Origin of the sequence: Psychrobium sp. nBUS_13 (assembly GCF_051201665.1) — a bacterium.
GTDB lineage: Bacteria > Pseudomonadota > Gammaproteobacteria > Enterobacterales > Psychrobiaceae > Psychrobium.
Genome location: NZ_CP179210.1, coordinates 2,504,617 through 2,527,021 on the forward strand (window position 1 = coordinate 2,504,617; position 22,405 = coordinate 2,527,021).

18 protein-coding genes and 6 pseudogenes are annotated in these 22,405 nt (G+C 39.3%); 11 read left to right on the forward strand and 13 right to left on the reverse strand.

Going from position 1 to position 22,405, the window contains the following annotated elements:
• Positions 1-37: 37 nt before the first annotated feature.
• Positions 38-1,108, forward strand: a complete 1,071-nt coding sequence (locus ACMAZF_RS11390) for a PLP-dependent cysteine synthase family protein (protein ID WP_435273965.1) — start codon at positions 38-40, stop codon at positions 1,106-1,108.
• Positions 1,109-1,112: 4 nt separating this feature from the next.
• On the opposite strand, the gene queE is transcribed toward ACMAZF_RS11390, so the two are convergent.
• On the reverse strand, positions 1,113-1,787 hold the full coding sequence (queE, locus tag ACMAZF_RS11395; RefSeq protein WP_435273966.1) for a 7-carboxy-7-deazaguanine synthase QueE: 675 nt from the start codon (positions 1,785-1,787) through the stop codon (positions 1,113-1,115).
• A 67-nt stretch (positions 1,788-1,854) separates the two neighbouring features.
• Here queE and queC point away from each other — a divergent pair, with 67 nt between their 5' ends.
• A complete protein-coding gene (queC, locus tag ACMAZF_RS11400) occupies positions 1,855-2,511 on the forward strand; it encodes a 7-cyano-7-deazaguanine synthase QueC (RefSeq protein ID WP_435273967.1) in 657 nt (218 codons plus the stop codon).
• A gap of 75 nt (positions 2,512-2,586) precedes the next feature.
• A complete protein-coding gene (locus tag ACMAZF_RS11405) occupies positions 2,587-2,994 on the forward strand; it encodes a hypothetical protein (protein WP_435273968.1) in 408 nt (135 codons plus the stop codon).
• Positions 2,995-3,051: 57 nt separating this feature from the next.
• Here the strand turns inward: ACMAZF_RS11405 and ACMAZF_RS11410 are convergent.
• From ACMAZF_RS11410 to ACMAZF_RS11435, 6 genes and pseudogenes are all read right to left on the reverse strand, one after another.
• Positions 3,052-3,569 (reverse strand): annotated as a pseudogene (locus ACMAZF_RS11410) (IS5 family transposase); the annotation flags it as partial.
• Entirely contained in the window at positions 3,527-4,084 is a 558-nt protein-coding gene (locus ACMAZF_RS11415; protein WP_435273969.1) for a tyrosine-type recombinase/integrase, read from the reverse strand. The pseudogene ACMAZF_RS11410 and the gene ACMAZF_RS11415, both read right to left, overlap by 43 nt.
• Positions 4,084-4,341: a hypothetical protein gene (locus tag ACMAZF_RS11420; RefSeq protein WP_435273970.1), complete on the reverse strand. Its 258-nt coding sequence runs from the start codon at positions 4,339-4,341 to the stop codon at positions 4,084-4,086. The genes ACMAZF_RS11415 and ACMAZF_RS11420 overlap by 1 nt, the downstream gene beginning before the upstream one ends.
• A 339-nt stretch (positions 4,342-4,680) precedes the next feature.
• Positions 4,681-5,712: an IS630 family transposase gene (locus ACMAZF_RS11425; RefSeq protein WP_435273971.1), complete on the reverse strand. Its 1,032-nt coding sequence runs from the start codon at positions 5,710-5,712 to the stop codon at positions 4,681-4,683.
• Positions 5,713-5,919: 207 nt separating this feature from the next.
• Positions 5,920-7,332 (reverse strand): S-methyl thiohydantoin desulfurase domain-containing protein, encoded by a 1,413-nt coding sequence (locus ACMAZF_RS11430; RefSeq protein ID WP_435273972.1) that lies wholly within the window; start codon positions 7,330-7,332, stop codon positions 5,920-5,922.
• 3 nt (positions 7,333-7,335) lie between these two features.
• The gene (locus ACMAZF_RS11435) at positions 7,336-8,130 is read right to left on the reverse strand and encodes an aspartate/glutamate racemase family protein (protein ID WP_435273973.1); all 795 of its coding nucleotides are present in this window, start codon (positions 8,128-8,130) and stop codon (positions 7,336-7,338) included.
• 302 nt (positions 8,131-8,432) lie between these two features.
• Between ACMAZF_RS11435 and ACMAZF_RS11440 the strand changes: the two genes are divergently transcribed.
• The gene (locus ACMAZF_RS11440; protein ID WP_435273974.1) at positions 8,433-9,194 is read left to right on the forward strand and encodes an IS5 family transposase; all 762 of its coding nucleotides are present in this window, start codon (positions 8,433-8,435) and stop codon (positions 9,192-9,194) included.
• Positions 9,195-9,283: 89 nt separating this feature from the next.
• Here the strand turns inward: ACMAZF_RS11440 and ACMAZF_RS11445 are convergent.
• A pseudogene (locus ACMAZF_RS11445) lies at positions 9,284-10,902 on the reverse strand (IS1634 family transposase).
• An 86-nt stretch (positions 10,903-10,988) separates the two neighbouring features.
• On the opposite strand from ACMAZF_RS11445, the gene ACMAZF_RS11450 reads away from it, so the two are divergent.
• The gene (locus ACMAZF_RS11450; protein WP_435277233.1) at positions 10,989-11,432 is read left to right on the forward strand and encodes an IS66 family transposase; all 444 of its coding nucleotides are present in this window, start codon (positions 10,989-10,991) and stop codon (positions 11,430-11,432) included.
• Positions 11,433-11,882: 450 nt separating this feature from the next.
• On the opposite strand, the gene eno is transcribed toward ACMAZF_RS11450, so the two are convergent.
• The 3 genes from eno to ACMAZF_RS11465 all read right to left on the reverse strand — a co-directional run bounded on the left by eno (position 11,883) and on the right by ACMAZF_RS11465 (position 15,557).
• Positions 11,883-13,175, reverse strand: a complete 1,293-nt coding sequence (eno, locus tag ACMAZF_RS11455) for a phosphopyruvate hydratase (protein ID WP_435273975.1) — start codon at positions 13,173-13,175, stop codon at positions 11,883-11,885.
• Between the two features lie 175 nt (positions 13,176-13,350).
• The gene (locus ACMAZF_RS11460) at positions 13,351-14,979 is read right to left on the reverse strand and encodes a CTP synthase (RefSeq protein WP_435273976.1); all 1,629 of its coding nucleotides are present in this window, start codon (positions 14,977-14,979) and stop codon (positions 13,351-13,353) included.
• A 167-nt stretch (positions 14,980-15,146) separates the two neighbouring features.
• Positions 15,147-15,557, reverse strand: a complete 411-nt coding sequence (locus ACMAZF_RS11465; RefSeq protein ID WP_435273977.1) for a MazG nucleotide pyrophosphohydrolase domain-containing protein — start codon at positions 15,555-15,557, stop codon at positions 15,147-15,149.
• 87 nt (positions 15,558-15,644) lie between these two features.
• On the opposite strand from ACMAZF_RS11465, the gene ACMAZF_RS11470 reads away from it, so the two are divergent.
• The 6 genes and pseudogenes from ACMAZF_RS11470 to ACMAZF_RS11495 form a co-directional block, all read left to right on the forward strand.
• Positions 15,645-15,950, forward strand: a complete 306-nt coding sequence (locus ACMAZF_RS11470; RefSeq protein WP_435273978.1) for a hypothetical protein — start codon at positions 15,645-15,647, stop codon at positions 15,948-15,950.
• A gap of 75 nt (positions 15,951-16,025) precedes the next feature.
• Entirely contained in the window at positions 16,026-17,057 is a 1,032-nt protein-coding gene (locus ACMAZF_RS11475) for an IS630 family transposase (protein WP_435273979.1), read from the forward strand.
• A 12-nt stretch (positions 17,058-17,069) separates the two neighbouring features.
• Positions 17,070-17,399, forward strand: a pseudogene (locus ACMAZF_RS11480) (transposase); the annotation flags it as partial.
• 527 nt (positions 17,400-17,926) lie between these two features.
• Positions 17,927-19,048 carry a pyridoxal-phosphate-dependent aminotransferase family protein gene (locus ACMAZF_RS11485; RefSeq protein WP_435273980.1) on the forward strand — a complete coding sequence of 374 codons (1,122 nt, stop codon included), beginning with the start codon at positions 17,927-17,929 and terminating at the stop codon, positions 19,046-19,048.
• 198 nt (positions 19,049-19,246) lie between these two features.
• Positions 19,247-19,864: pseudogene (locus ACMAZF_RS11490) on the forward strand (phosphoglycolate phosphatase).
• 444 nt (positions 19,865-20,308) lie between these two features.
• A pseudogene (locus ACMAZF_RS11495) lies at positions 20,309-20,815 on the forward strand (transposase); the annotation flags it as partial.
• A 64-nt stretch (positions 20,816-20,879) separates the two neighbouring features.
• Here ACMAZF_RS11495 and istB read toward each other — a convergent pair.
• Positions 20,880-21,653, reverse strand: a complete 774-nt coding sequence (istB, locus tag ACMAZF_RS11500; protein WP_435273981.1) for an IS21-like element helper ATPase IstB — start codon at positions 21,651-21,653, stop codon at positions 20,880-20,882.
• Positions 21,650-22,351, reverse strand: a pseudogene (gene istA / locus ACMAZF_RS11505) (IS21 family transposase); the annotation flags it as partial. The pseudogene istA and the gene istB, both read right to left, overlap by 4 nt.
• Positions 22,352-22,405: the final 54 nt, after the last annotated feature.

A 22,405-nucleotide genomic window follows, 5' to 3' on the forward strand; every position in this document is an offset into this window, starting at 1 on the left:
AATTCTATAAATAGTCGACATACCTTGGAGATTAAACATGCCTAGACATTGGGTCAATCAAGCCATTGCCAAAATAGATGCTGACTTTCAGCGCAGCGCAGATACTCACTTACTGCAAGTGCCAACACCACAATTTCCAACTATTTCTCTATATTTCAAAGATGAATCTACGCACCCTACAGGTAGCTTAAAACATAGGTTAGCGCGTTCATTATTTTTGTATGGCCTATGTAACGGTTGGATTAAAGAACACACTACCATCATAGAAGCATCTTCTGGTAGCACTGCCGTGTCAGAAGCTTATTTTGCCAGGTTATTAGGCCTGCCTTTTATTGCCGTAATGCCACGTTCAACCTCAGTCGAAAAAATTAATCAAATTGAATTTTATGGCGGCCAATGCCATTTGATTGATAATCCAGCAAAAATTCATGAAGCCTCCATTGGTCTTGCAAAAGAAACCAATGGTCACTTTATGGATCAATTTAAATATGCAGAGCGCGCAACCGATTGGCGCGGCAATAACAATATTGCCGAAAGTGTTTTTGCTCAATTAGAAAAAGAGCCTTTCCCAGAACCACATGCCGTCGTTGTTGGCGGCGGTACGGGCGGAACAAGTGCCACTATAGGACGTTATATTCGTTATAACCAACTCAACACACAACTGCATGTTGTTGACCCTGAAAATTCAGTATTCTTTGATTATTATCATCAACGTGATGTGTCATTACAAAGCGCTAAGGGTTCTCGTATCGAAGGGATTGGACGACCGCGCGTTGAAGATTCATTTAATCCAGATGTCATCGATTCAATGCAGAAAGTTCCTGACAGCGCCTCAATAGCGAGCATGTTATTTTTAGAAAAATTACTAGGTCGACGCTGCGGTGGTTCAACCGGTACTAACTTTTACGGTGTGATTACGTTAATGCGTGAAATGATTGAACAACGTCAAAGTGGCGCGATTGTCACGCTTATTTGCGATGATGGTAATCGATATACTAATACCTATTACCGTGCACAATGGCGCGATGAAAACGCCATCGATGTTGCTCCGTATCTTTCCCAAATTGAAACATTTTGGGAGACTGGGCAATGGACTCAGATTAATTAGACGCTTACTGAATAGCTAAATATTTGTGAGTTTGAATTGATAGCCACCAGTTGCGTTCGATACACGTATCAATGGCTAGTTGTGTGGCGCGAGCTTGTTGGCTAATAGGCTGTAAATACACTTTTTTACTAGCTACTTGCTCGGCGGTAAGTCGTGCCAACAATGCATCAAGCTCTTCAATATGGCGACTCATCGCAACAGGGTGTTTAATTTCATTAGCGCGCACTAGTGCGCTATCTAAAATTTCATACCCCCCTTTCATTGCGACTTTAGGCGACACAGTGACATGTGTTGTATCACTCACCTTCACTTCAAAAGTACCAGAGGTTTCAATTTGAATACTAAAGCCATTAACCTCTAACGCGGCACAAAAATCCTTAAGATCATATAAACATGGTTCGCCACCACTAATCACAATATGACGTGCTTGATAGGTAAGTAAATGAGCCACCATTTCTTCAATATCGGTGTAACACCAGCTTTCGCCATCGCCACCTTTAGCAATGACTTCATCAAAAGATGTTTGATGGGCTTCATCAAGATACCAGCTGTGCTTTGTATCACACCAAGCGCAGCCAACGGGGCAACCTTGTAAACGAACAAATATTGACGGCGCGCCGGTGAAAGACCCTTCGCCTTGAATTGATTCAAAAATTTCGTTTAGTGGTAGCTGGCTCATTCTTATTTACTTAAAGTTCGGTATACTGGGCGCGTATTATACGTATAACCACAGTGGACTAGCAACAATGAAAGAAAAAGTCGTCGTCATCTATTCTGGCGGTATGGATTCATTTACCGTACTACACAAAGCGATTGAAGAAGGAAAAGACGTTTATCCCCTTACTTTTAATTATGGCCAACGCCATAGCAAAGAAATTGAATATGCAGCCAATGTGTGTAAATCCTTAAATGTGCCGCATAAGGTTGTTGATATTTCGGCAATAAATCAATTAATGGCGGGAAACTCATTAACTGATGATATTGATATTCCTGAAGGTCATTACGAAGAAGAGAGCATGAAATCGACCATGGTGCCAAATCGCAACATGGTGCTGTTATCTATGGCCATTGCGTATGCTGTATCTTTAGATGCACGAGCTGTGTATTACGGCGCTCATAGCGGTGATCATGCCATCTACCCAGATTGTCGCCCTGAGTTCGTCGAAAAAATGAATGACGTATCTCAAATTGCTAATTACGATCCAGTCGATATCGTTTCACCGTACATCAAAGTTGATAAAATTGGCATTCTTACCGACGGTATACGCATGGGACTTGATTATGGACAAACATGGACGTGTTATAACGGTCGTGAACACGCATGTGGACAGTGTGGTTCATGCCAAGAGCGTTTAGAAGCCTTCGAAAAAAACGGCATTCAAGATCCATTAAGCTACGAGTAAGTATCTTCTTTCCTCATACCCTATTAGTTTGAATAATAGGGTATTAACTAACGCTTCAATTTAAAGGACTAATCAATGTTAAAGCTTCTCACCACAACTCTATTATTTTTATCTCTATCAAGTTATGCCAGTGATAACGACATATTGACGGTTGACCGTACCGTTTCAAAAAATATTCATTTGTCTTTTCCAAATGAGAAAAATATCAAGCCTAAAGAAAGTGAGTTTAAAGTCCTTAACTATGTGCTTATGAGTAATGAGACAGGTGAACGTTGGAGTGTCATCACCATTGAAAACACTGCCAGTGGCAATCGTAGCCTAGAGCATGACCACATTATGGGGTTGTTTGCTGATGGCAGCAGATTTGCTCCACAAGAAAATAAACTGCAATTTGAAGGTGGCGAAATTCAATCAATTACCGTCTCATTTGGAGAATACAAATTTCCAATTCTTGCGATATACACGAGTTTAGACGGCCAATAAAACAGTTTTAAACTTTGCGTTATTAGGGCGTGTTGATCTTTGCTGTACATTTCGTATTCAACAATACATCGGTAGCCACATTAACATGAATGCCAGCGATAACATGCTGGCATAATTCCTTTCTAGCTTGTCATATCTACTTGAAATAGCTCGATAATACTTAATTCTCCCAAAGGCATTTTCGACCAAGTGACGATACTTGTATAGACACCAATCCATACTGTCTTTGTCTATATCTTGTCCGTAATTGCGTTTAGCAATTACCGTTTCTCCGCCACGTTTCTTAACAAAGTACGGAAAGGTTCGCTGTCATATCCTTTATCACAAATGATGGTATTAACTTCATCGAGTTGCTCAACTAAGCTTTCGCCATGCACTATATCGTGGCGTTGTCCTTCTGATAAATCAAAGCAAATCGGCAAGCCACCACTATCCACGGCTAAGTGAATTTTGGTTGAGTTGCCCCCGCGACTTTTTCCTATTTGCTCTGAGCTTTCAGTAGCTGCACCTGTACTATGCTGATGCGCTCGAACTATAGAGCCATCAAGAAAGACCCATTCAAAATCAGCCATGCGTAACGCTTTCCATTATTAGCGAGATATAACGCCTTTCCTGAGCCTATAAAAGCAAACATAGGTCTAATTTTACCAATATAAAAAGCAATCCATTCACAGCCTCGTTGGCTAACTGGCACTAAACGTTCTTTTTTTCCTTTGCCATGAACGCGTATTAATCTTTTGTTAAAATCAATATCATCGATATTTAGTTTAACTAGCTCACCACGCCTAATGCCAGTGGCAAAGAATGTTTCTAGAATTGCTCGGTCTCTTAACCCTTTTACACCAAACAATAACGGTTGCTGCAAAATCACCTCAACCTCACCAACGTCATAAAGAGCCTTGGGAACCTGTTCACCTTTTGAGGGTAATTCGATATTCTCTAATGTATTTATCTGCATTAATTTTTTCAAATGCATATATTTAACGAACGTTTTTACAAACGTGAGTAGATTCCTCTTTTGCGCAGCGCCTAACGGCTGATTATCTAAGACTTTACGGTACGTATTTAGATACACAGCATAATCATCCATCAAATCTTACGGTCATTAGTGATATACCCTTCTAAAAGGTCATTAACGTCCTGTAACTGTTGAGCTGTTGCGCCAGTGGCATTATTAGCTAGAATCTGCATTAAACGTGTTTTAGATGGCGTAAAATCTTGTGACAACTGCGTCGAGAGCAATGAATGTAAGCGCGAAAGTGTTTTTGTTAATTCACGTACTCGTTCGCCAACATTAGCGGCGCTTGATTTACTAGCAACTCTTTGTAATGACTTATAATTGGCCACCTTAAACAAGATTTCAGACTATCTAAGTGCAGATTGAAAGAGACTTAATGGAGGCCAAATCAACTTATTAATGGTGGCGTGTGCATGGAATTTAAGAAAGTGAATGTTGACTTTCTTTCTGTTCAAATTCAAGAGCGTGTTACTCGGTATATGTTGGATTGCCGACTTGGATCATCTAAAACTTGACGAAGAGGCCAAAATTATTACGATCTTGTTTACCAAAAGAACGTTAATTTATAAACGGCGATTTTAAGAATGACTATTTAAACAAGATATTACAAAATCAGCGAGTATGGCGAGGAAAAGAAAATGGCAGGTCAGATCTATACTAAATCAACTTCAAAGTGCAGTTTTTAATATTTGAAAATTATCATTGATCGTATCGTCAAGTGTATTGGCAATATCGGGTAATGTTGACTCAAAAAAATCGCTAATACGCCGTCGAAACTCTTTAGTACTTGAAAAATATTGGCTATTTCTCGCATTTTTGTTCATTACCTTCCATAGCCGTTCTATTGGGTTTAAATTAGGACTATAGGGTGGTAAATAATGTAACTTGATATTGAGCTTTTCGGCTTCATCAATCACTATCTGATTACGGTGATAACCAGCACCATCAAGAACCATATGAAGCATACCGCTCGTCTGATAATTGGCTCTGACTTCATTTAAAAAATCAACGATAGATTCACCGTTGACTGTCTTATTATATTGCCTTATCACTGCTTCCTCTAAGTGACCCAATCGGATAGCTCCCACTACATTAATTCGTGTTCGACTTCCTGTGGTTTTAATGGGTTTATTTTCCCCTTTTTTAATCCAGCCTGCCGTGATTTTTGTCGCTTGTGTTGGATGAACAGCATCCATAAACAAGATTGGCTCATTAGGGGCCAGCGTTGATTTAAGCTGGTTATAATGTGCGATAAAAGCTGCTTGCTTTTCCTCATCAAAATTATGAGGAACGCCTTTGGGCTTTTTATAACTAAAGCCATGCTGATGTAACCATTTATTGAGACCAGGCACCGTGTATTTAATGTCGTACTCACTCTCAATATGATCAAGTATTTGATGGCTATGTAGGTAAGTTACTTCACACAGGTGTTCAATTAACTGTTGCGTTTGCTGATGATTAAGATAACTAGTAGAGCCGCCGCTGTTGATGGTTAATTTTTCACGACGAATGTAGTCATCAATATATCTAACAACTGACGTTTCGTGAATGCGTAACGCTTGAGCAATCATTGGCGAAGACCAGCCTTCGTCACGCAATAGAATAGCTTTAATTCGATCGCACTCACGCTTATCTCTCGCTTTTTTATGTCGAGATTCTAACGTTTCTTTTTGAATGTCGGTGAGAGCAATCTTTTTCATGTGACTATCATGATCTCATTAGCTAAAAAATCAAGCACTTTCAATGATCACGGGTATAGACGACGTTTATCGCTCAAACTCTGTTAGAACCTGAGATTAAAATGCGCTAGCCGTGCCTTGTAGCGATTGAGTTCAACAACATAAATTGACAGTTATCAATAAAATAACAGATAACTGTCAAGTGTTATTTTAACTAGTATAGTATACCTATTTCCAGTTATTCCGAATCAACGGATTAAACATATATCCTTTCGTCGATTGCTTACTACTATGTTTAGCCGATTGCATACTATCATAAGGCTTAGGATAAACTTCTGACATTTGCGTTTCACTAGGAAATTCATTGAGATAAGGCTGTATGCCATTTTCATAATAAGTCCTTAGTGTCTCAAATGTTGATCTCTGGACATCAATAAAGTTATCTGCTCGCTCAACCATTAACAGTGGGCTCTGCCCTTCTTCAGGGGTTGAACCAATGACACCAACAAAGATTTCACTTCCTTTTAACCTTTTAATAGTGTCTAGCTCCCCTGTATTATAAGGAAACCAACCACTAGATACATCAAAAGTATCTTTTATAATCTGTTCAGGTTCGTCATCTTTTATCAATGTATAAATCAATGAAGGTCCCGTTGCCAAAATATTGAATGTGTTTACATCGTCAGTATTTGTAACTTCTACTAAAGCTGCATTTTCATTAACAAAATAAAGTCTTTTTTGAGTGTTAGCATCGATATCACTATCAAATACAATCCATCCACAAGTCCATCGAGGGTGATTAATTTGTTTGACTTCATCAATAACACTTTTGAACGAAAGATTAACGTAATCATCTTTCTCTGCTTTTGCAGCCATTTCTATAAGAGCAGTATGATATAAAGAGATATCATCAATATTCAATAGATCACGAAGCAATCTGCCTTGGTTTTTTCGAATCGAATAGGTGCTATATGGTATTTCTGGTTGATTATTCTTGTCAAAACCCCAACAAGCAAATGGAATCGCGCCATTAGCATCTTTATCACCTGAACTTGGATCAACAGCACCAATTGACATAACAGAACTAAAGAATAATTCTGCTTCGGAACCCCTGAATGAAGATTCTTCGGATGTAACAAGATAAGTATTGATGTCTGGTGTGGCATCTACTGTTTTCCAAGCGTAAGCAACTGGATCTGCTTTTTGTAATTCATCATACATTAATGTAGTGAGTGAAGGAACGGCTCTACCACCACCATCACAGTCGTAAACACAATAATTTGGGTTTTTATGAGCTATAGCAATGGGTAATAAGCCATTTATTGGACCAACTTCTATTGGTGCAAACCCAGATATTTTTGTATAATTTTCCTCATACTGTTGAAGTACAACTGACATTCTGTCTGCAAATTCAATTGGTTTTGACAAAGCATCAGGTTTACCTATGCCACCTGCAACAACTGCAAAATCATTCTCCGATATAGATTGAATGTTTTGCAATTCTATCTCAGTAAATTCATCATTAATTATCTCATTAATAATTTCTATGCCTTGAATAAAAGAACCTCCGCCACCGGCAGCAGAAACACCTAAACCAAGTGCTAAATCTTTTAAACCTTCTACATCAATAATAGTATTCATTGTCTATTCCTTTGTTGAATGTGCTGGATATTGTTCCGTTGGAGGGTAATAAGTTAAATTACTATGATATGTTTTAGATCTAATTAGTGACTGTAACATTGTGATTGCAGCCGCAGTAGGAGCGATTACTGGTACGTTACAATGTTCTCCACCCAACGAAGAGTAATGTGCACTTAATGCAGATTGAACTGGTTCAGCCACACCTAACATTCCAGTACATCCTAAAACAATGGCTTCGGCGCCATCTGTCTCAATAGCGATCGTTGCTTGCTCAACTGTTTTTTTAATAACCAAATTTATGTCTGTTAGATCTGCTACTGGAACACCAATTTGACGATAAGAGACAATTCTTGAATCAACCTCTTTAGCATTACCAATGTAAGAAATCATCGGCAATACACTTTCAACAACAGAGATGATGGCATATTTATAACAAACAAGCTGAGCTTGGCTTACTGAAGGAAAGAAGCCACCTACTATCGGTATTTTTAACTGTTCTCGAAGAGCCTCAACTCCTGGCTCACCAAAACAACTGATAAAAATCCCATCAAATCCATCTTTTTCTGCTTGAATAGCTACTTCGGAAATGAAGGGTGCATTCCACTCCTCTGATTTCCTACTTTGAATGAAGCTTGTTGCTTTTGGGTCAAGGCCTACTACTTCAAAATAGAAATCAGGTGCAAGAACTTCCTCCACTTCTTGCATTACATCATCTATGTACATATCAGCTGCTTCCTGATTTATAGGTAAGATTACTTTAATTTTATATTTAGGATCATCTTTAATTGATTTTTTCACTTTTATTCCTTTTATTCCTTTTATATCCAAATTTAATTAATAAATTAACTACTTTTATACTACAAAAATAAAGTCGCTATCAGTTTCTCAGAGTGATTACTCAATAAACTGCCACATTAAATTAACAATAATGAGTAATTAAATGCTACATCCTGCTAACAATGAGAAATAATAAAGTATCACACTTTTTACAATCAAAGTAATAAGTTATTAGGGCGTGTTGATCTTTCGTGAGTGTTTTTTGAACGGCATGGTAAAGAGTTATAATTTGCTTCGCCAAAAATAAAACGATAACCAATACCATGCCAAGAACAATGCTAACTGATATTCGCTGGGAACTGCTACTCCAAGTTATGAAAAGTACAGGTCGTATTTACGATAAAATTGAACATCGAATGACATTTGAAGGAATACTTTATCGAATGAGAACAGGTATCCCTTGGCGAGATCTACCGTCTGAGTTCGGAGACTGGAATACCGTTTACAGACGATTTAATCTTTGGTCAAAGAAAGGGATTTTAGATAAGCTTTTCAGAAGTTTATCTAGCATGGCTGATTTTGAATGGGTCTTTCTTGATGGCTCTATAGTTCGAGCGCATCAGCATAGTACAGGTGCAGCGACTGAAAGCTCAGAGCAAATAGGAAAAAGTCGCGGGGGCAACTCAACCAAAATTCACTTAGCCGTGGATAGTGGTGGCTTGCCGATTTGCTTTGATTTATCAGAAGGACGACGCCACGATATAGTGCATGGCGAAAGCTTAGTTGAGCAACTCGATGAAGTTAATACCATCATTTGTGATAAAGGATATGACAGCGAATCTTTCCGTACTTTTGTTAAGGAACGTGGCGGAGAAACGGTAATTGCGAAACGCAATTACCGACAAGATATAGACAAAGACAGTATGGATTGGTGTCTATACGAGTATCGTCACTTGGTCGAAAATGCCTTTGGGAGAATTAAGCATTATCGAGCTATTTCAAGTAGATATGACAAGCTAGAAAGGAATTATGCCAGCATTTTATCGCTGGCATTCATGTTAATGTGGCTACCGATGTATTGTTGAATACGAAATGTACAGCAAAGATCAACACGCCCTAGATATTAATAATAAAAAAATTAATATTTACATTTACCCGTCATTCCGCACTAGTTTTAATAATAAATTAATTGATACGCTGAGCCTAAACAGTCAATGATGGTGCGGTTCCTCTCCTTCACATTGAGTACTAACTGCCGCTCACCCTCTATCGTCAACACATCGATCCCTTGGAAACATAAAAATACCCACCGTGCTGTAGGCTCTTGACCTGGCCTATATTTAAGATCAGGGAAATAAGCATCTTGTACTTTTAGTTCTTGTCTTATTTTATATTCTAGAGCCGCATAAATCATTAAACAGCAAGTCATTACCATCAGCAGTGCTTCGATGCGTTCTGGCTTTTTTAGATACAGAGATGAAGTGAGAAAGTCTGGACTTTTCAAAAATCTAAAGCCACGCTCAACACTTTGCTGTGACTTGTAAAGGCTTAACATTTTTTCCATCGTGAGTGTCTCACTCAAGTCGTTGCTAGCCAACATAAAAAACCTTTTTGCTGCATGTTATCGCTTCTTACGTTGAGTGAAGAGCTAAGATGACCTGTGATCTGATATTCAAAACCTGCTGGCTCTTGGTCTTTTTTGGGACGACCAGACTGTTTAAATACAGCATGCTCAGTGGTACCTGTATCGCTCAAGTCAATGGATGGATTGGCCTTTATCCACACAGTTAATGCGCCAGCCGCATCGGATGCACAAGAGAATCGTTGACGTGCTAGCTTTTTGAATGACTTACAGGCCGCTGTAGACTCTTTGAGCATTTTTCTATCGAGCGTCTTTTGCTCACTCTTTTTAGCTTGCTCGCTGCACACTAATAACCAACGTTGTTCTACGTCGCCATAATTTGCTTTTAGCCAAGCGCCGCTATAGCCATTTTCTAAGGTCTCAAAGCTCAAGGTGTGTTGCTCGCTAATGGCTTGCCTTACCGCCTTTAGCTTTTGTGGCGCACGTGAGATGAAAAGCTGGTTTTGTTCGTCTAGCGACTGGATTGTTTCAGCCACGTAGAGCGCTGCATCACCAATAAAATAACGATTATTTTGTGCGGCCTTCATACTACTCAGGTGGTGTTTTACAATTTTTTTGAAGCCTTCATTATCATTGGTATTGCCACTGGCTGCCTGCATATACATGGGAATGCCAGCCTTGTTCTCCGTAATAAGATTTAAGATGACTTGGTTTAACTCGGGTCGGTGGTCACGGCTATAGCCACGCGTAATATGAATGGTCTTTGAATCCACGTCATGAAAATACTCGCCATCGAGATGAAAGCTCGTTGAGTCAATATTCAATGCTTCGCACGGTAAATTAAGGTGCTTTACCACGCTGAGCGACAGGCGTTGATAGAGCTCTGAAACACCTGTTTCATATAATACCAATTGGTCAAGGCAACGGCCTAAAGCATCATCGTTAATGTGTTCGGCTTTGATACCCTTACCGAGCAGGCGCTCGACTGGTTTACTTTCAAAATATTCAGGATACATATGCAACGTTCGGCCAGCAAAACCAAGACCGTTTAATATCATGGCTTCAACAAGTTTTCCGAAGGTAATGTGCTTATCAGGAGCTTGGGGTGGTGTTGCCTGATCGATGATTTGTGCTACGCCAATTTCTTTACACATACCAGAAACTAAACCTAAGTGATCGAGTCCCTGACTTGAATATGAAGCCATTATTATTTACCGCCCAAAGATAAGTAATAGATTAAATCTAGCGATCTGCGTCAAGTTATTTAATCAATTATTTTAGGTGCGGAAAGACGGTAATAGAGCTTAATCAGGAAGTTGAAGATAGCGGTGGAGTGATTAGCGACAAAAGACAATTAATGAGTCGCCTTCAATATCGAGATATTTTAAAAGAGGGTGAACACGAAAGCCCTCCGCCAGCGATAATCGTCGGGAAACGTGGACGCCCTAAGAAATCAAAATCGCGCAATTTATTAGAGCGATTACAGAGTTACGAAGATGATGTACTCAGATTTATGGTGGATAAAATTGTGCCTTTCACGAACAATCAGGGTGAAAATGATTTGAGAATGGTGAAAGTTCAGCAAAAGATATCGGGCTGCTTTAGAAGCAAGCATGGTTCCGTCATGTTTTTTGGCCTTAGAAGCTACCTGTCAAGTTGTAAAAAACAAGGGGTCAGTGCGTCTACTGCTTTGTCATTATTATTAAACGGAGCACTACCAAATATCTTCCCCCCCTGCTGAGTAGTTACAAATTATCAATGATTTTGAAGACAATAGTCGTTTATTCAATTTAACTGGCTCAAGTAAAATGCACGACTTATTGTATCTATTCAGCAAACGCAAACAAGTGGATGGTGTGCTCGGTTATGCGGCAGAAATTCAATAATATGCTAACGAATATCAAATGGCAGCCGACGCAATCACCTACTTGCCAATCAAAAATAACAAACGCTATTACAAAGCCTATGTTGGTTGTTCTAAGTCTCCTCTGGGAAAATCGATTATAACGCGCATTAACCAAGAAATTATCACCAAGCGCGATACTATTTATCAAGCGCGATATTTGTCATTTTTGACACCGGCCAGCCAAAAAATATTCAACAAAATCGAAAACAAATCGTTTTAAAGCCAATAAAAATTAAGCCGCTTACGAATTAACGTAAGCGGCTTGTTAGTCTGCAATTATAAAAATTACTGACCTTTAACTTCCGATAGACCATTGTATGGTGCATTGCTACCTAAAGCTTCTTCAATACGAAGCAGTTGGTTGTACTTAGCAATACGGTCACTACGGCTTAATGAACCCGTCTTGATTTGACCAGCTGCAGTACCAACGGCTAAATCAGCAATAAAGGCATCTTCTGTTTCGCCAGAGCGATGAGAGATAACAACAGTGAAGCCAGCATCTTTTGCCATCTTAATGGCTTCAAGTGTTTCAGTTAAGCTACCGATTTGGTTGTACTTGATTAAGATTGAGTTACCGATGTTGTTTTCGATACCACGGCTTAAAATCTTAGTGTTCGTTACGAATAAATCGTCACCGACCAATTGTACTTTATCGCCAAGTTTAGCCGTTAAGCTCGCCCAGCCATCCCAGTCGCTTTCATCAAGACCGTCTTCGATAGAAACAATTGGGTATTGCTCAGATAAATCTTTTAGGTAATCACCAAACTCATCAGCGTTAAATACCTTGTTATCGCCTTTTAGGTTGTATTTACCATCTTCATAGAACTCAGAGGCCGCACAATCAAGTGCTAACGTAATGTCTGTACCTAGTTCATAACCAGCATTAGCAACGGCTTCTTTGATAACGCTAAGTGCTTCAGCATTTGAACCTAGGTTAGGCGCGAAACCACCTTCGTCACCAACAGCGGTGTTGTAACCTTTGCTTGATAATACTTTCTTTAAGCTATGGAATACTTCAGCGCCCATACGTAGGCCTTCAGTAAATGTTTTAGCGCCTACAGGTTGTACCATGAATTCTTGGATATCAACGTTGTTATCAGCGTGCTCACCGCCGTTGATGATGTTCATCATTGGTAATGGCATTGAGTATTGACCCGCAGTACCATTCATTTCACTAATGTGTTGGTAAAGTGGAATGCGTTTGTCAGAAGCTGCTGCACGCGCTGCAGCTAAAGAAACGGCTAAGATAGCGTTTGCGCCAAAAGTTGCTTTGTTTTCTGTGCCATCTAAATCGATCATGATGTTATCAAGCTTAGCTTGCTCGTTAGCATCAATACCAATTAGTGCATCTTGAATTGGACCATTTACCGCAGCAACGGCGTTTAGTACGCCTTTACCAAGGTAGCGGCTTTTGTCGCCATCACGTAATTCTAATGCTTCACGAGACCCCGTTGACGCACCAGATGGCGCACAACACATACCACTAGCGCCTGATTCTAAATGAACCTCAGCTTCTACTGTTGGGTTACCACGTGAATCCATGATTTCACGGCCGATTACTTTAACTATTTTTGACATTTTCCATTCTCTTTAAAGATATAAAAATAAAGTGTTTTTGTTGCCTTTATTAGAGGCTAAAGCGTATTGAAATACAAGCTGAAAGAGTTACTAGTTTTCTTTCAAAGATCGACAATTTCAATAAGCAAAAAGAAAATAAAAAGCCGCTCAAACGGCGGCTAGTTATTAGGAATGATTAATCATTTTTTGGTTGCATAGACGCGGCTACGAAACCTTCAAACAATGGGTGACCATCGCGTGGTGTCGACGTAAACTCAGGGTGGAATTGCCCTGCAACGAACCAGCGGTGTTCTTTAATCTCAATAATTTCTACCAGTTTCTTGTCTTGTGACAAGCCAGTGAACGATAAGCCTGCAGCTTTCAATTGCTCTACGTAATTGTTGTTCACTTCATAACGGTGACGGTGACGTTCCATACACGTATTTGAGTCATATAACTCGGCCACTTTCGAACCGTCTTCCAAATGACATAATTGCGCGCCAACACGCATGGTGCCACCAAGATCAGAACTCTCACTACGTTGTTCTACTTTACCGTCCTCATCTAACCATTCCGTAATCAAACCAACCACTGGGAATGGTGACTCAGCATTAAATTCAGTTGAATGAGCACCGTCCATGTTTGCAACATTACGTGCAAATTCAATCAATGCGACCTGCATTCCTAAACAAATACCGAAATACGGCACATCGTTTTCACGTGCGAACTTTGCAGCAAGAATTTTACCTTCAACACCGCGCTCACCAAAGCCGCCTGGTACTAAAATACCGTCCATATCATTTAATATGTCAGTACCTTTAGATTCAATATCTTGTGAATCAACGTAGTTAATTTTTACGTTAACGCCGTTTTTAAGGCCAGCATGCTTAAGCGCTTCGTTTACTGATTTGTAGGCATCTGGTAATTGAGTGTATTTACCAACCATGGCAATATTTACGGTACCGGTCGCGTTAGCTTCTTCGTAAACAACTTGTTCCCATTCTTTTAAATCAGCTTCTGGACAATCGATACCAAAACGTTCAGTCACGTACTTATCTAAGCCTTGTGCTTTAAGTAGTGCAGGGATTTTGTAAATGCTGTCCATGTCAGGTAATGAAATAACGGCTTTCTCATTAACGTTAGTAAATAAAGAAATTTTACCTTTCTCGCCAGCTGGAATACCGATTTCAGAACGACAAACAAGAATGTCAGGCTGAACACCAATCGAACGCAACTCTTTCACTGAGTGTTGCGTTGGCTTAGTTTTCACTTCACCTGATGCTTTTAGATAAGGAACTAATGTTAAATGCATGAACATCGCGTGATCACGACCGACTTCAACACCTAACTGACGAATGGCTTCAATAAACGGTTGTGACTCGATATCGCCTACGGTACCGCCAAGTTCAACAATAGCGATATCTGCGCCTTTACAGCCAGCAACAATGCGATCTTTCATAGCATTAGTAATATGAGGAATAACTTGAATAGTAGCGCCAAGATAATCACCACGACGTTCTTTACGTAATACTTCTTCGTAAACACGACCCGTCGTAAAGTTATTACCTTTAGTCATCTTGGTACGAATAAAGCGTTCGTAATGACCTAAGTCTAAATCAGTTTCAGCGCCATCTTCGGTAACAAATACTTCACCGTGTTGAATCGGGCTCATAGTGCCTGGGTCAACATTGATATAAGGGTCTAGTTTCATCATTGTTACTTTTAGACCACGTGCTTCTAAAATGGCTGCTAGTGAAGCTGCCGCAATGCCTTTACCAAGTGAAGAAACCACTCCACCCGTCACAAAAATATATTTCGTTGTCATGCTGAACCTGAGTTAATAGAATTGAAATTGTAACAACGCCAAAGGCTTACCTTATTTGAATAATAACGTAAGAAATACCAAGTTGGGGTTATGTACTGGACGGGACGATATAGTATCAAAATAAGGTCTAGCCGACAATTTAAATCTGCCTAGAAACAACAATATTTTTATCTACGGTTTTTCATGTAGGCTTTCGCATATTGCCAACCCGCTTCCATTTGCTCATCAGTTGCATCTTCCATTGTTAGCCCCTGCTCACAAATGTAATGTTGAACATCAAGATATCGCGTTTCGAATTTATCAGTGGCGTGTTGTAATAACTCATTTGGGCACGTGTTTTGATGGCGCACAACATTAACGACAGCAAATAACAAATCACCGAGTTCCTCGTTAATTTTACGACTGTCTTGAGATACGTCATTGAGCTCGTCAAATACCTCTTCTACTTCTTCTCTTACTTTTTCAAATGCACCATGCCAACTAGGCCAGTCGAATCCGGTTTTCGCCACTTGCTGCTGCACCGATAACGCACGTATTAGTTGATTGATTGTCTTCACGTTATTTTTATCATCACTCATTAATTTTTCACTATGACTTGGCTGTGCTTCATTGTTATATTATCGCCTTAACGATCTATTATTCCAAATATTATAAAAAGAGTTCGCATGAAAAATAAAATCAAAAATACCATGCTATTGAGTGCCCTAGTTAGCTGTTCACTCATTACAAGCCATGTACTAGCCAGTGACAACACCGCTAAGAAACAACTAAGCCCCGGTGAAATTGTTAAGCAAGCACCCGCAGAACATTGGCAAGCAATTGATCCAAACAATACCCTTTATATTGAATTAGACAGTGGCCGAGTCATCGTCGTTCACAGGTTTTATTCTATTTATTTCAGAGTGTTTCAACCTACTAATTTTAAAGATTTTTATACTATTGACTGTTTCAGAGTGTTGCATTATGTTTAGGTAAGTTTCAACTTAACTATACCCGTGATCATTGAAAGTGCTTGATTTTTTAGCTAATGAGATCATGATAGTCACATGAAAAAGATTGCTCTCACCGACATTCAAAAAGAAACGTTAGAATCTCGACATAAAAAAGCGAGAGATAAGCGTGAGTGCGATCGAATTAAAGCTATTCTATTGCGTGACGAAGGCTGGTCTTCGCCAATGATTGCTCAAGCGTTACGCATTCACGAAACGTCAGTTGTTAGATATATTGATGACTACATTCGTCGTGAAAAATTAACCATCAACAGCGGCGGCTCTACTAGTTATCTTAATCATCAGCAAACGCAACAGTTAATTGCACACCTGTGTGAAGTAACTTACCTACATAGCCATCAAATACTTGATCATATTGAGAGTGAGTACGACATTAAATACACGGTGCCTGGTCTCAATAAATGGTTACATCAGCATGGCTTTAGTTATAAAAAGCCCAAAGGCGTTCCTCATAATTTTGATGAGGAAAAGCAAGCAGCTTTTATCGCACATTATAACCAGCTTAAATCAACGCAGGCCCCTAATGAGCCAATCTTGTTTATGGATGCTGTTCATCCAACACAAGCGACAAAAATCACGGCAGGCTGGATTAAAAAAGGGGAAAATAAACCCATTAAAACCACAGGAAGTCGAACACGAATTAATGTAGTGGGAGCTATCCGATTGGGTCACTTAGAGGAAGCAGTGATAAGGCAATATAATAAGACAGTCAACGGTGAATCTATCGTTGATTTTTTAAATGAAGTCAGAGCCCATTATCAGACGAGCGGTATGCTTCATATGGTTCTTGATGGTGCTGGTTATCACCGTAATCAGATAGTGATTGATGAAGCCGAAAAGCTCAATATCAAGTTACATTATTTACCACCCTATAGTCCTAATTTAAACCCAATAGAACGGCTATGGAAGGTAATGAACAAAAATGCGAGAAATAGCCAATATTTTTCAAGTACTAAAGAGTTTCGACGGCGTATTAGCGATTTTTTTGAGTCAACATTACCCGATATTGCCAATACACTTGACGATACGATCAATGATAATTTTCAAATATTAAAAACTGCACTTTGAAGTTGATTTAGTATAAGTAGTGCTACTGATTTCAAAAATGAACGGAATTTTGCGGCGTGGCTAGGCTTAGTACCTCGCCAATATTCAACAGGAGGAAAGCCAACATTACTCGGTATAAGCAAACGAGGGAATAAAGGCTTACGAGAATTATTCATTCACGGTGCAAGAGCTGTTCTTGTGAGGCCAGAAAAAGCCGTAGCCGTTTTTGGTAACTGGATATTAGCGTTACTATCGAGGAAACATTTTAACGTCGTGGTAATCGCGTTAGCGAATAAACTAGCACGTATCGCCTGGTCGGTACTTTCAACCAAACAAGCATTCGAAGTTAGAGTGCAAGCCTAATTTGCAAATGATGATAAAGATGACACAACGGTTAGACCACTGGATTGAAGACCTGTGGGGCGTTACAGCAACATAACTAAGTATGCTTACTCGCTTTTGAGGACAATCTAGCGCGGATCTCATCGTGGAGCTGGGCCTAATATATTGGTAACCAACAAAGACTCCGAATACACTAGCGCAAACCAACTACGTTATCGATATTATTACTTGCAATATTGAGGCGGACCATACAAATCGCCCCCAAAGTGTGATAGTGAAACATCATTTGATAAACCAACTGTTGTTAGGCTTACTTTCTAGCTAAATTGTACCGTTACAAATTTGTTAAATAAGATTTATAACTAACTTTACCAAGCAAAAACAACCTGCAACATATAGAAATACAAATGTCAACACCTATAACTAAAGACCCTTATTTTTATAACTAGAGTTTATTTCAATTTTGTTTATAAAGGTTGACTCGATAAAGATGTCTTGATATCAAAGTAATAACTAAATCACATCTTCACTAGATAAAGGAAAACAATATGAATTTTAAATCGTTTCAGCCACCTCGTAGAATTTTAATGGGTCCAGGTCCATCTGACATCAGTCCTGAAGTTCTAGCTTCGTTATCTAGACCTGTTATAGGTCACCTAGACCCTTTATTTGTGGGAATGATGGATGAAGTTAAAGCATTGCTTCAGTATGCTTTTCAGACAAAAAATGAATTTACAATTGCTCTTTCTGCTCCCGGCTCTGCAGGAATGGAAGCATGCTTTGTCAATTTGGTAGAAAAAGGCGATAAAGTTATTGTATGTCGTAATGGCGTATTTGGTGATCGAATGATGCAAAACGTTGTTCGCATTGGTGCTGAAGCCATTATAGTCGACTCTCCTTGGGGGCGGGCTGTTGAAGTAGATAAAGTAGAACAAGCATTGATAGCAAATCCTGATGCTAAATGCCTAGCTTTTGTACATGCTGAGACTGCTACGGGTGCAGTTTCTGATGCTAAAACACTTTGTGCCTTAGCACAGCAACATGACTGTTTAACCATTGTAGATGCTGTGACTTCATTGGGCGGCATTGAATTAAAGGTTGATGATTGGGGCATTGATGCCATCTACTCTGGTTCTCAAAAATGTCTATCTTGTGTTCCTGGTTTATCACCCCTTTCCTTTAGTGCAAAGGCTGTCAATGTAATCAAAAATCGTAAATCTATTGTACAAAGTTGGTTTTTAGATCAATCCCTTGTAATGAGTTACTGGTCAGGAGAAGGTAAACGAAGCTACCATCATACTGCACCTGTTAATTCACTCTACGGTTTACACGAATCATTAGTTCAATTACAAAATGAAGGGATTGAGAATCGCTGGGCTCGTCATAAAGCACAACATGATGCATTAGCGAAAGGTTTAGAAAAGTTAGGTATTAAGTTTATAGTGCCCGAAAATGAGCGTCTACCACAGTTGAATGCTATTTATATCCCTGATGGCGTTGATGATGCAAAAGTAAGGAACTATCTACTTAACCATTATAACCTTGAAATTGGAGCAGGATTAGGCGATTTAGCTGGAAAAGCATGGAGAATTGGCCTGATGGGATATACCGCAAGAAGCGAAAATGTAGCATTATGTTTGGCTGCACTTGAAGATGCATTGAACCAATAGGCGAGGCTTTGCACCACTCTTACCATTCCATAATACGAAATAAAAAGTGAGTATAATTTCATTTTTTAGGCTACGATAAGCTTAAATATTGGCAAATATTTCACTTTTATTTCACATTTGGACTTTAATAAGCTAGCAAATATTATATTTTCAAAATATGTAAATCATAAAGTAGCTGAACTCTTTAATAATTGAAACATGAAATTTTTAAATAAAAACGTCCTTTTATTCGATCTCGATGGCACCTTAGTCGATAGCGTGCCAGATTTAGCTTATGCTGTTAATCAGGCTTTAATTAAACTAGGATTACAACCTTTTGACGAAGCAATTATTTGAAATTGGGTTGGTAACGGAGCTAAGGTGCTAATTCAGCGCGCCTTAACCAACAGTGGCCTAGTAACCATGAAGTTAGATGAGGCATTAATAAATCATGCTTTAAGTATCTTTTTTGAAATTTATGGCGCTAATACTTGTAATCATACTCAACTATATGACGGTGTTTTAGAAACACTAATTAAACTTAAATCAAGAGGGTACTGTCTTGCTATTATTACAAATAAACCTGAGAAGTTTATTAGCCTAATACTTGACAGCTTAGCTTTGAACGGTCTATTTGAATTAGTCATAGGTGGAGACACACTTAATAAACGAAAACCAGATCCTCTACAGTTAACTTTTGCATGTCAGCACTTTTCTGTTCATGCGGATCAATGTGTGATGATAGGGGACTCTAAAAATGATATTTTTGCAGCAGAAGCTGCATTTATAGACTGTGTAGCTGTTACATACGGTTATAATACCAATTGCATTAAGTAAGTGATCTTGTTGTGCGTAGAGAAAATCAGCTAAAACAAGGCGTTCGATTGACTAATAGCTGGCTATTAGGATTGAGAGCAACGCCATTTTAGTTAATTTTAACAAGTACAAGTGGGCAAATATTTAATGCAATTGGTATAACTACGGCGAAGACGTCAGGAATTATGAGCCTGAGTTAGTGATAGAAAACTTTAATGAATTACTTAATATTTTATAGCCGTCATTCCGCACTACATATATAAACCATTCAAACCAAATGAATAGGAAAGTTACGCTGCTTAACTATAGATAAGGCTTTTTCTTTCACTAAGGGTAAAGAGATAGACTGTGTAATTGGAAAATAATGACTTTGAATAACATTGTTAGAAAAATGTGACGATAAAAAGCGGGAGTGTTCATAATTCTGTGTCATTTCAGTAGAATATAATAAAACAGGAATGACACATGACTAACTCTTTTGATTTTGAGCAAGCATTAACAGATTTGCAAGCTGGTAAAAGCCTCACTGGTAAAGATGGCATCTTAGGCCCTTTGATTAAGCAATTAACCGAAGCGGCTCTTAATGCCGAACTAGAGCACCACTTAGCCAACGATAATCAATCTAATAGAAAGAATGGCAGAACAAGTAAAAACATCAAACACCCGTCTGGTAATTTTGAACTCGACACTCCGCGAGACCGCAATGGAACATTTGAACCTCAATTAGTGAAGAAAAATCAAACCTCACTATCAGATGAAATCGATCGCAAAATACTCTCGATGTTTAGCTTGGGAATGAGTTATCGTGATATCAATGCACATGTAGAGGAGATGTACGGTATTAACGTGGCCACAGGAACGATTAGCGCAGTCACTGACAAGCTTATTCCTGAGCTTAAAGCATGGCAACAAAGGCCATTAGATAGCCATTACCCAATTGTTTGGCTCGATGCTATTCATTATAAGGTCAAAGTGTCAACAACGGTTTAAAATTGACCCACTTTTTCAGTAATTCATCGATTGAAAACTGACCCAGTTAGTCTTGATAGGTATCAATAATACCCGCTTTTCTTTTTTCTCTTAATCGATAGCTTTCGCCAGTTAATTGCAACACATGAGAGTGATGTAGTACGCGATCTAACATGGCCGCTGTTAAAGTTGCATCATCTGAAAAGGCGCTCGGCCACTGTCCAAAGGGTAAATTGCTCGTTAGAATCAAACTGCCTTTTTCATAACGCTTGGCAATGACATTAAAAAATAGATTTGCTTCATCACGGCCAAATGGTAAATAGCCTATCTCATCGATGATTAGCAACCGAGGAGCAAGAATAGAGCGTTGCATGTAGCTTTTCAATTTTCCTTGCCGCTGTGCACTGCTTAGCTGAAGCATTAAATCTGCGGCACTGATAAAACGTGTTTTCTTGCGTTGCTCAATGGCTTTATAACCTAACGCAATGGCTAAGTGTGTTTTACCTGTACCACTTGGACCTAGTAAAATGACATTCTCACACCGCTCAATAAAGGCAAGCGAGCTTAGCTCCGTTATCGCTTTACGTGGTGCCCCTGTTGCAATCTTGAAGTTAAATTGGTCTAGTGTTTTGATGCTTGGAAAACCGGACATTTTTAGCATGATTTCTCGCGCCCGATCATACTTATTCTCTAACTCGCTAGTGAGGATCTGATACAAAAAGTCAGCATAACTACTTTCATTTTTGACGCATCGACTCGCAATGTTAGGCCAGTTGTTTTCTATATTTCTTAAATTGAGTTGCTCACATATTGAAGCGATTTGTTCATGTTGAATACTCATAGTTGCTCCAGTAGTTCACTGTAAACAGATATCGGGTGTTGATAGCATTCAATATCAATGGGCGCAATAAACGACACTAATGCGCTGCTCTTTAAATCCAAACTGCTGTGAAGTTTTTGTGGAAGCGGTTGTAAGTACGCCACTTCTTCATCAAGGAGGTGTTGCGGCTTTTGTGCGGTCGTACCATGAATACGTTGGTGGGCGACATCGTTTAGCCATCCGCCAATTTTGCTATTGGCATTTGCACAATCTAACGATAAGCCCGCTTGCTTGAGCGTTGCATGCAATGGTACAACAAAGCTATTCTTCAAGTAATGGTTAAATCGTTCAACTTTCCCCTTGGTTTTAGCACGATACGGCCGACATGCTTTGGGTTGAAAACCATATTCCTCAGCCAAATCAAGAAACGATTGATTCCAACGGTGCTTTCCTTCACCGTAAACATCGCGCTCAATAACTAATGCTTTAGCGTTGTCGCATAACACTTGTTTTGGAACGCCGCCAAAATAGTGAAATGCTTCCCTTAATCCGTCCATCCATGCTTCTGTTCGCTCATGGTCATAAAAATAGACGTAGCAGGCTCGTGAATAGCCAAGGGTTGCCACAAACGCCTTAATGGTAAGCTTTCCGCGTTTAATCGTGGTGAAGTCTATTTGCATTTGTTGACCCGGAACGGTTTCAAATCGAACAATAGGCTCTGTGTAGTGGTACAGTGAATTTGGTCACTTAAATAGAGGTGTTATCATACGCCT

Excerpts from the sequence above, each read along its gene's own strand:
- ACMAZF_RS11485 (WP_435273980.1), top strand. The coding sequence starts at position 17,927 with ATGAATTTTAAATCGTTTCAGCCACCTCGTAGAATTTTAATGGGTCCA.
- eno (WP_435273975.1), bottom strand. The coding sequence starts at position 13,175 with ATGTCAAAAATAGTTAAAGTAATCGGCCGTGAAATCATGGATTCACGT.
- queC (WP_435273967.1), top strand. The coding sequence starts at position 1,855 with ATGAAAGAAAAAGTCGTCGTCATCTATTCTGGCGGTATGGATTCATTT.
- ACMAZF_RS11390 (WP_435273965.1), top strand. The coding sequence starts at position 38 with ATGCCTAGACATTGGGTCAATCAAGCCATTGCCAAAATAGATGCTGAC.
- ACMAZF_RS11460 (WP_435273976.1), bottom strand. The coding sequence starts at position 14,979 with ATGACAACGAAATATATTTTTGTGACGGGTGGAGTGGTTTCTTCACTT.
- ACMAZF_RS11440 (WP_435273974.1), top strand. The coding sequence starts at position 8,433 with ATGCCAAGAACAATGCTAACTGATATTCGCTGGGAACTGCTACTCCAA.
- ACMAZF_RS11465 (WP_435273977.1), bottom strand. The coding sequence starts at position 15,557 with ATGAGTGATGATAAAAATAACGTGAAGACAATCAATCAACTAATACGT.
- ACMAZF_RS11475 (WP_435273979.1), top strand. The coding sequence starts at position 16,026 with ATGAAAAAGATTGCTCTCACCGACATTCAAAAAGAAACGTTAGAATCT.
- ACMAZF_RS11425 (WP_435273971.1), bottom strand. The coding sequence starts at position 5,712 with ATGAAAAAGATTGCTCTCACCGACATTCAAAAAGAAACGTTAGAATCT.
- ACMAZF_RS11430 (WP_435273972.1), bottom strand. The coding sequence starts at position 7,332 with ATGAATACTATTATTGATGTAGAAGGTTTAAAAGATTTAGCACTTGGT.
- ACMAZF_RS11405 (WP_435273968.1), top strand. The coding sequence starts at position 2,587 with ATGTTAAAGCTTCTCACCACAACTCTATTATTTTTATCTCTATCAAGT.
- ACMAZF_RS11470 (WP_435273978.1), top strand. The coding sequence starts at position 15,645 with ATGAAAAATAAAATCAAAAATACCATGCTATTGAGTGCCCTAGTTAGC.
- queE (WP_435273966.1), bottom strand. The coding sequence starts at position 1,787 with ATGAGCCAGCTACCACTAAACGAAATTTTTGAATCAATTCAAGGCGAA.
- ACMAZF_RS11415 (WP_435273969.1), bottom strand. The coding sequence starts at position 4,084 with ATGGATGATTATGCTGTGTATCTAAATACGTACCGTAAAGTCTTAGAT.
- istB (WP_435273981.1), bottom strand. The coding sequence starts at position 21,653 with ATGAGTATTCAACATGAACAAATCGCTTCAATATGTGAGCAACTCAAT.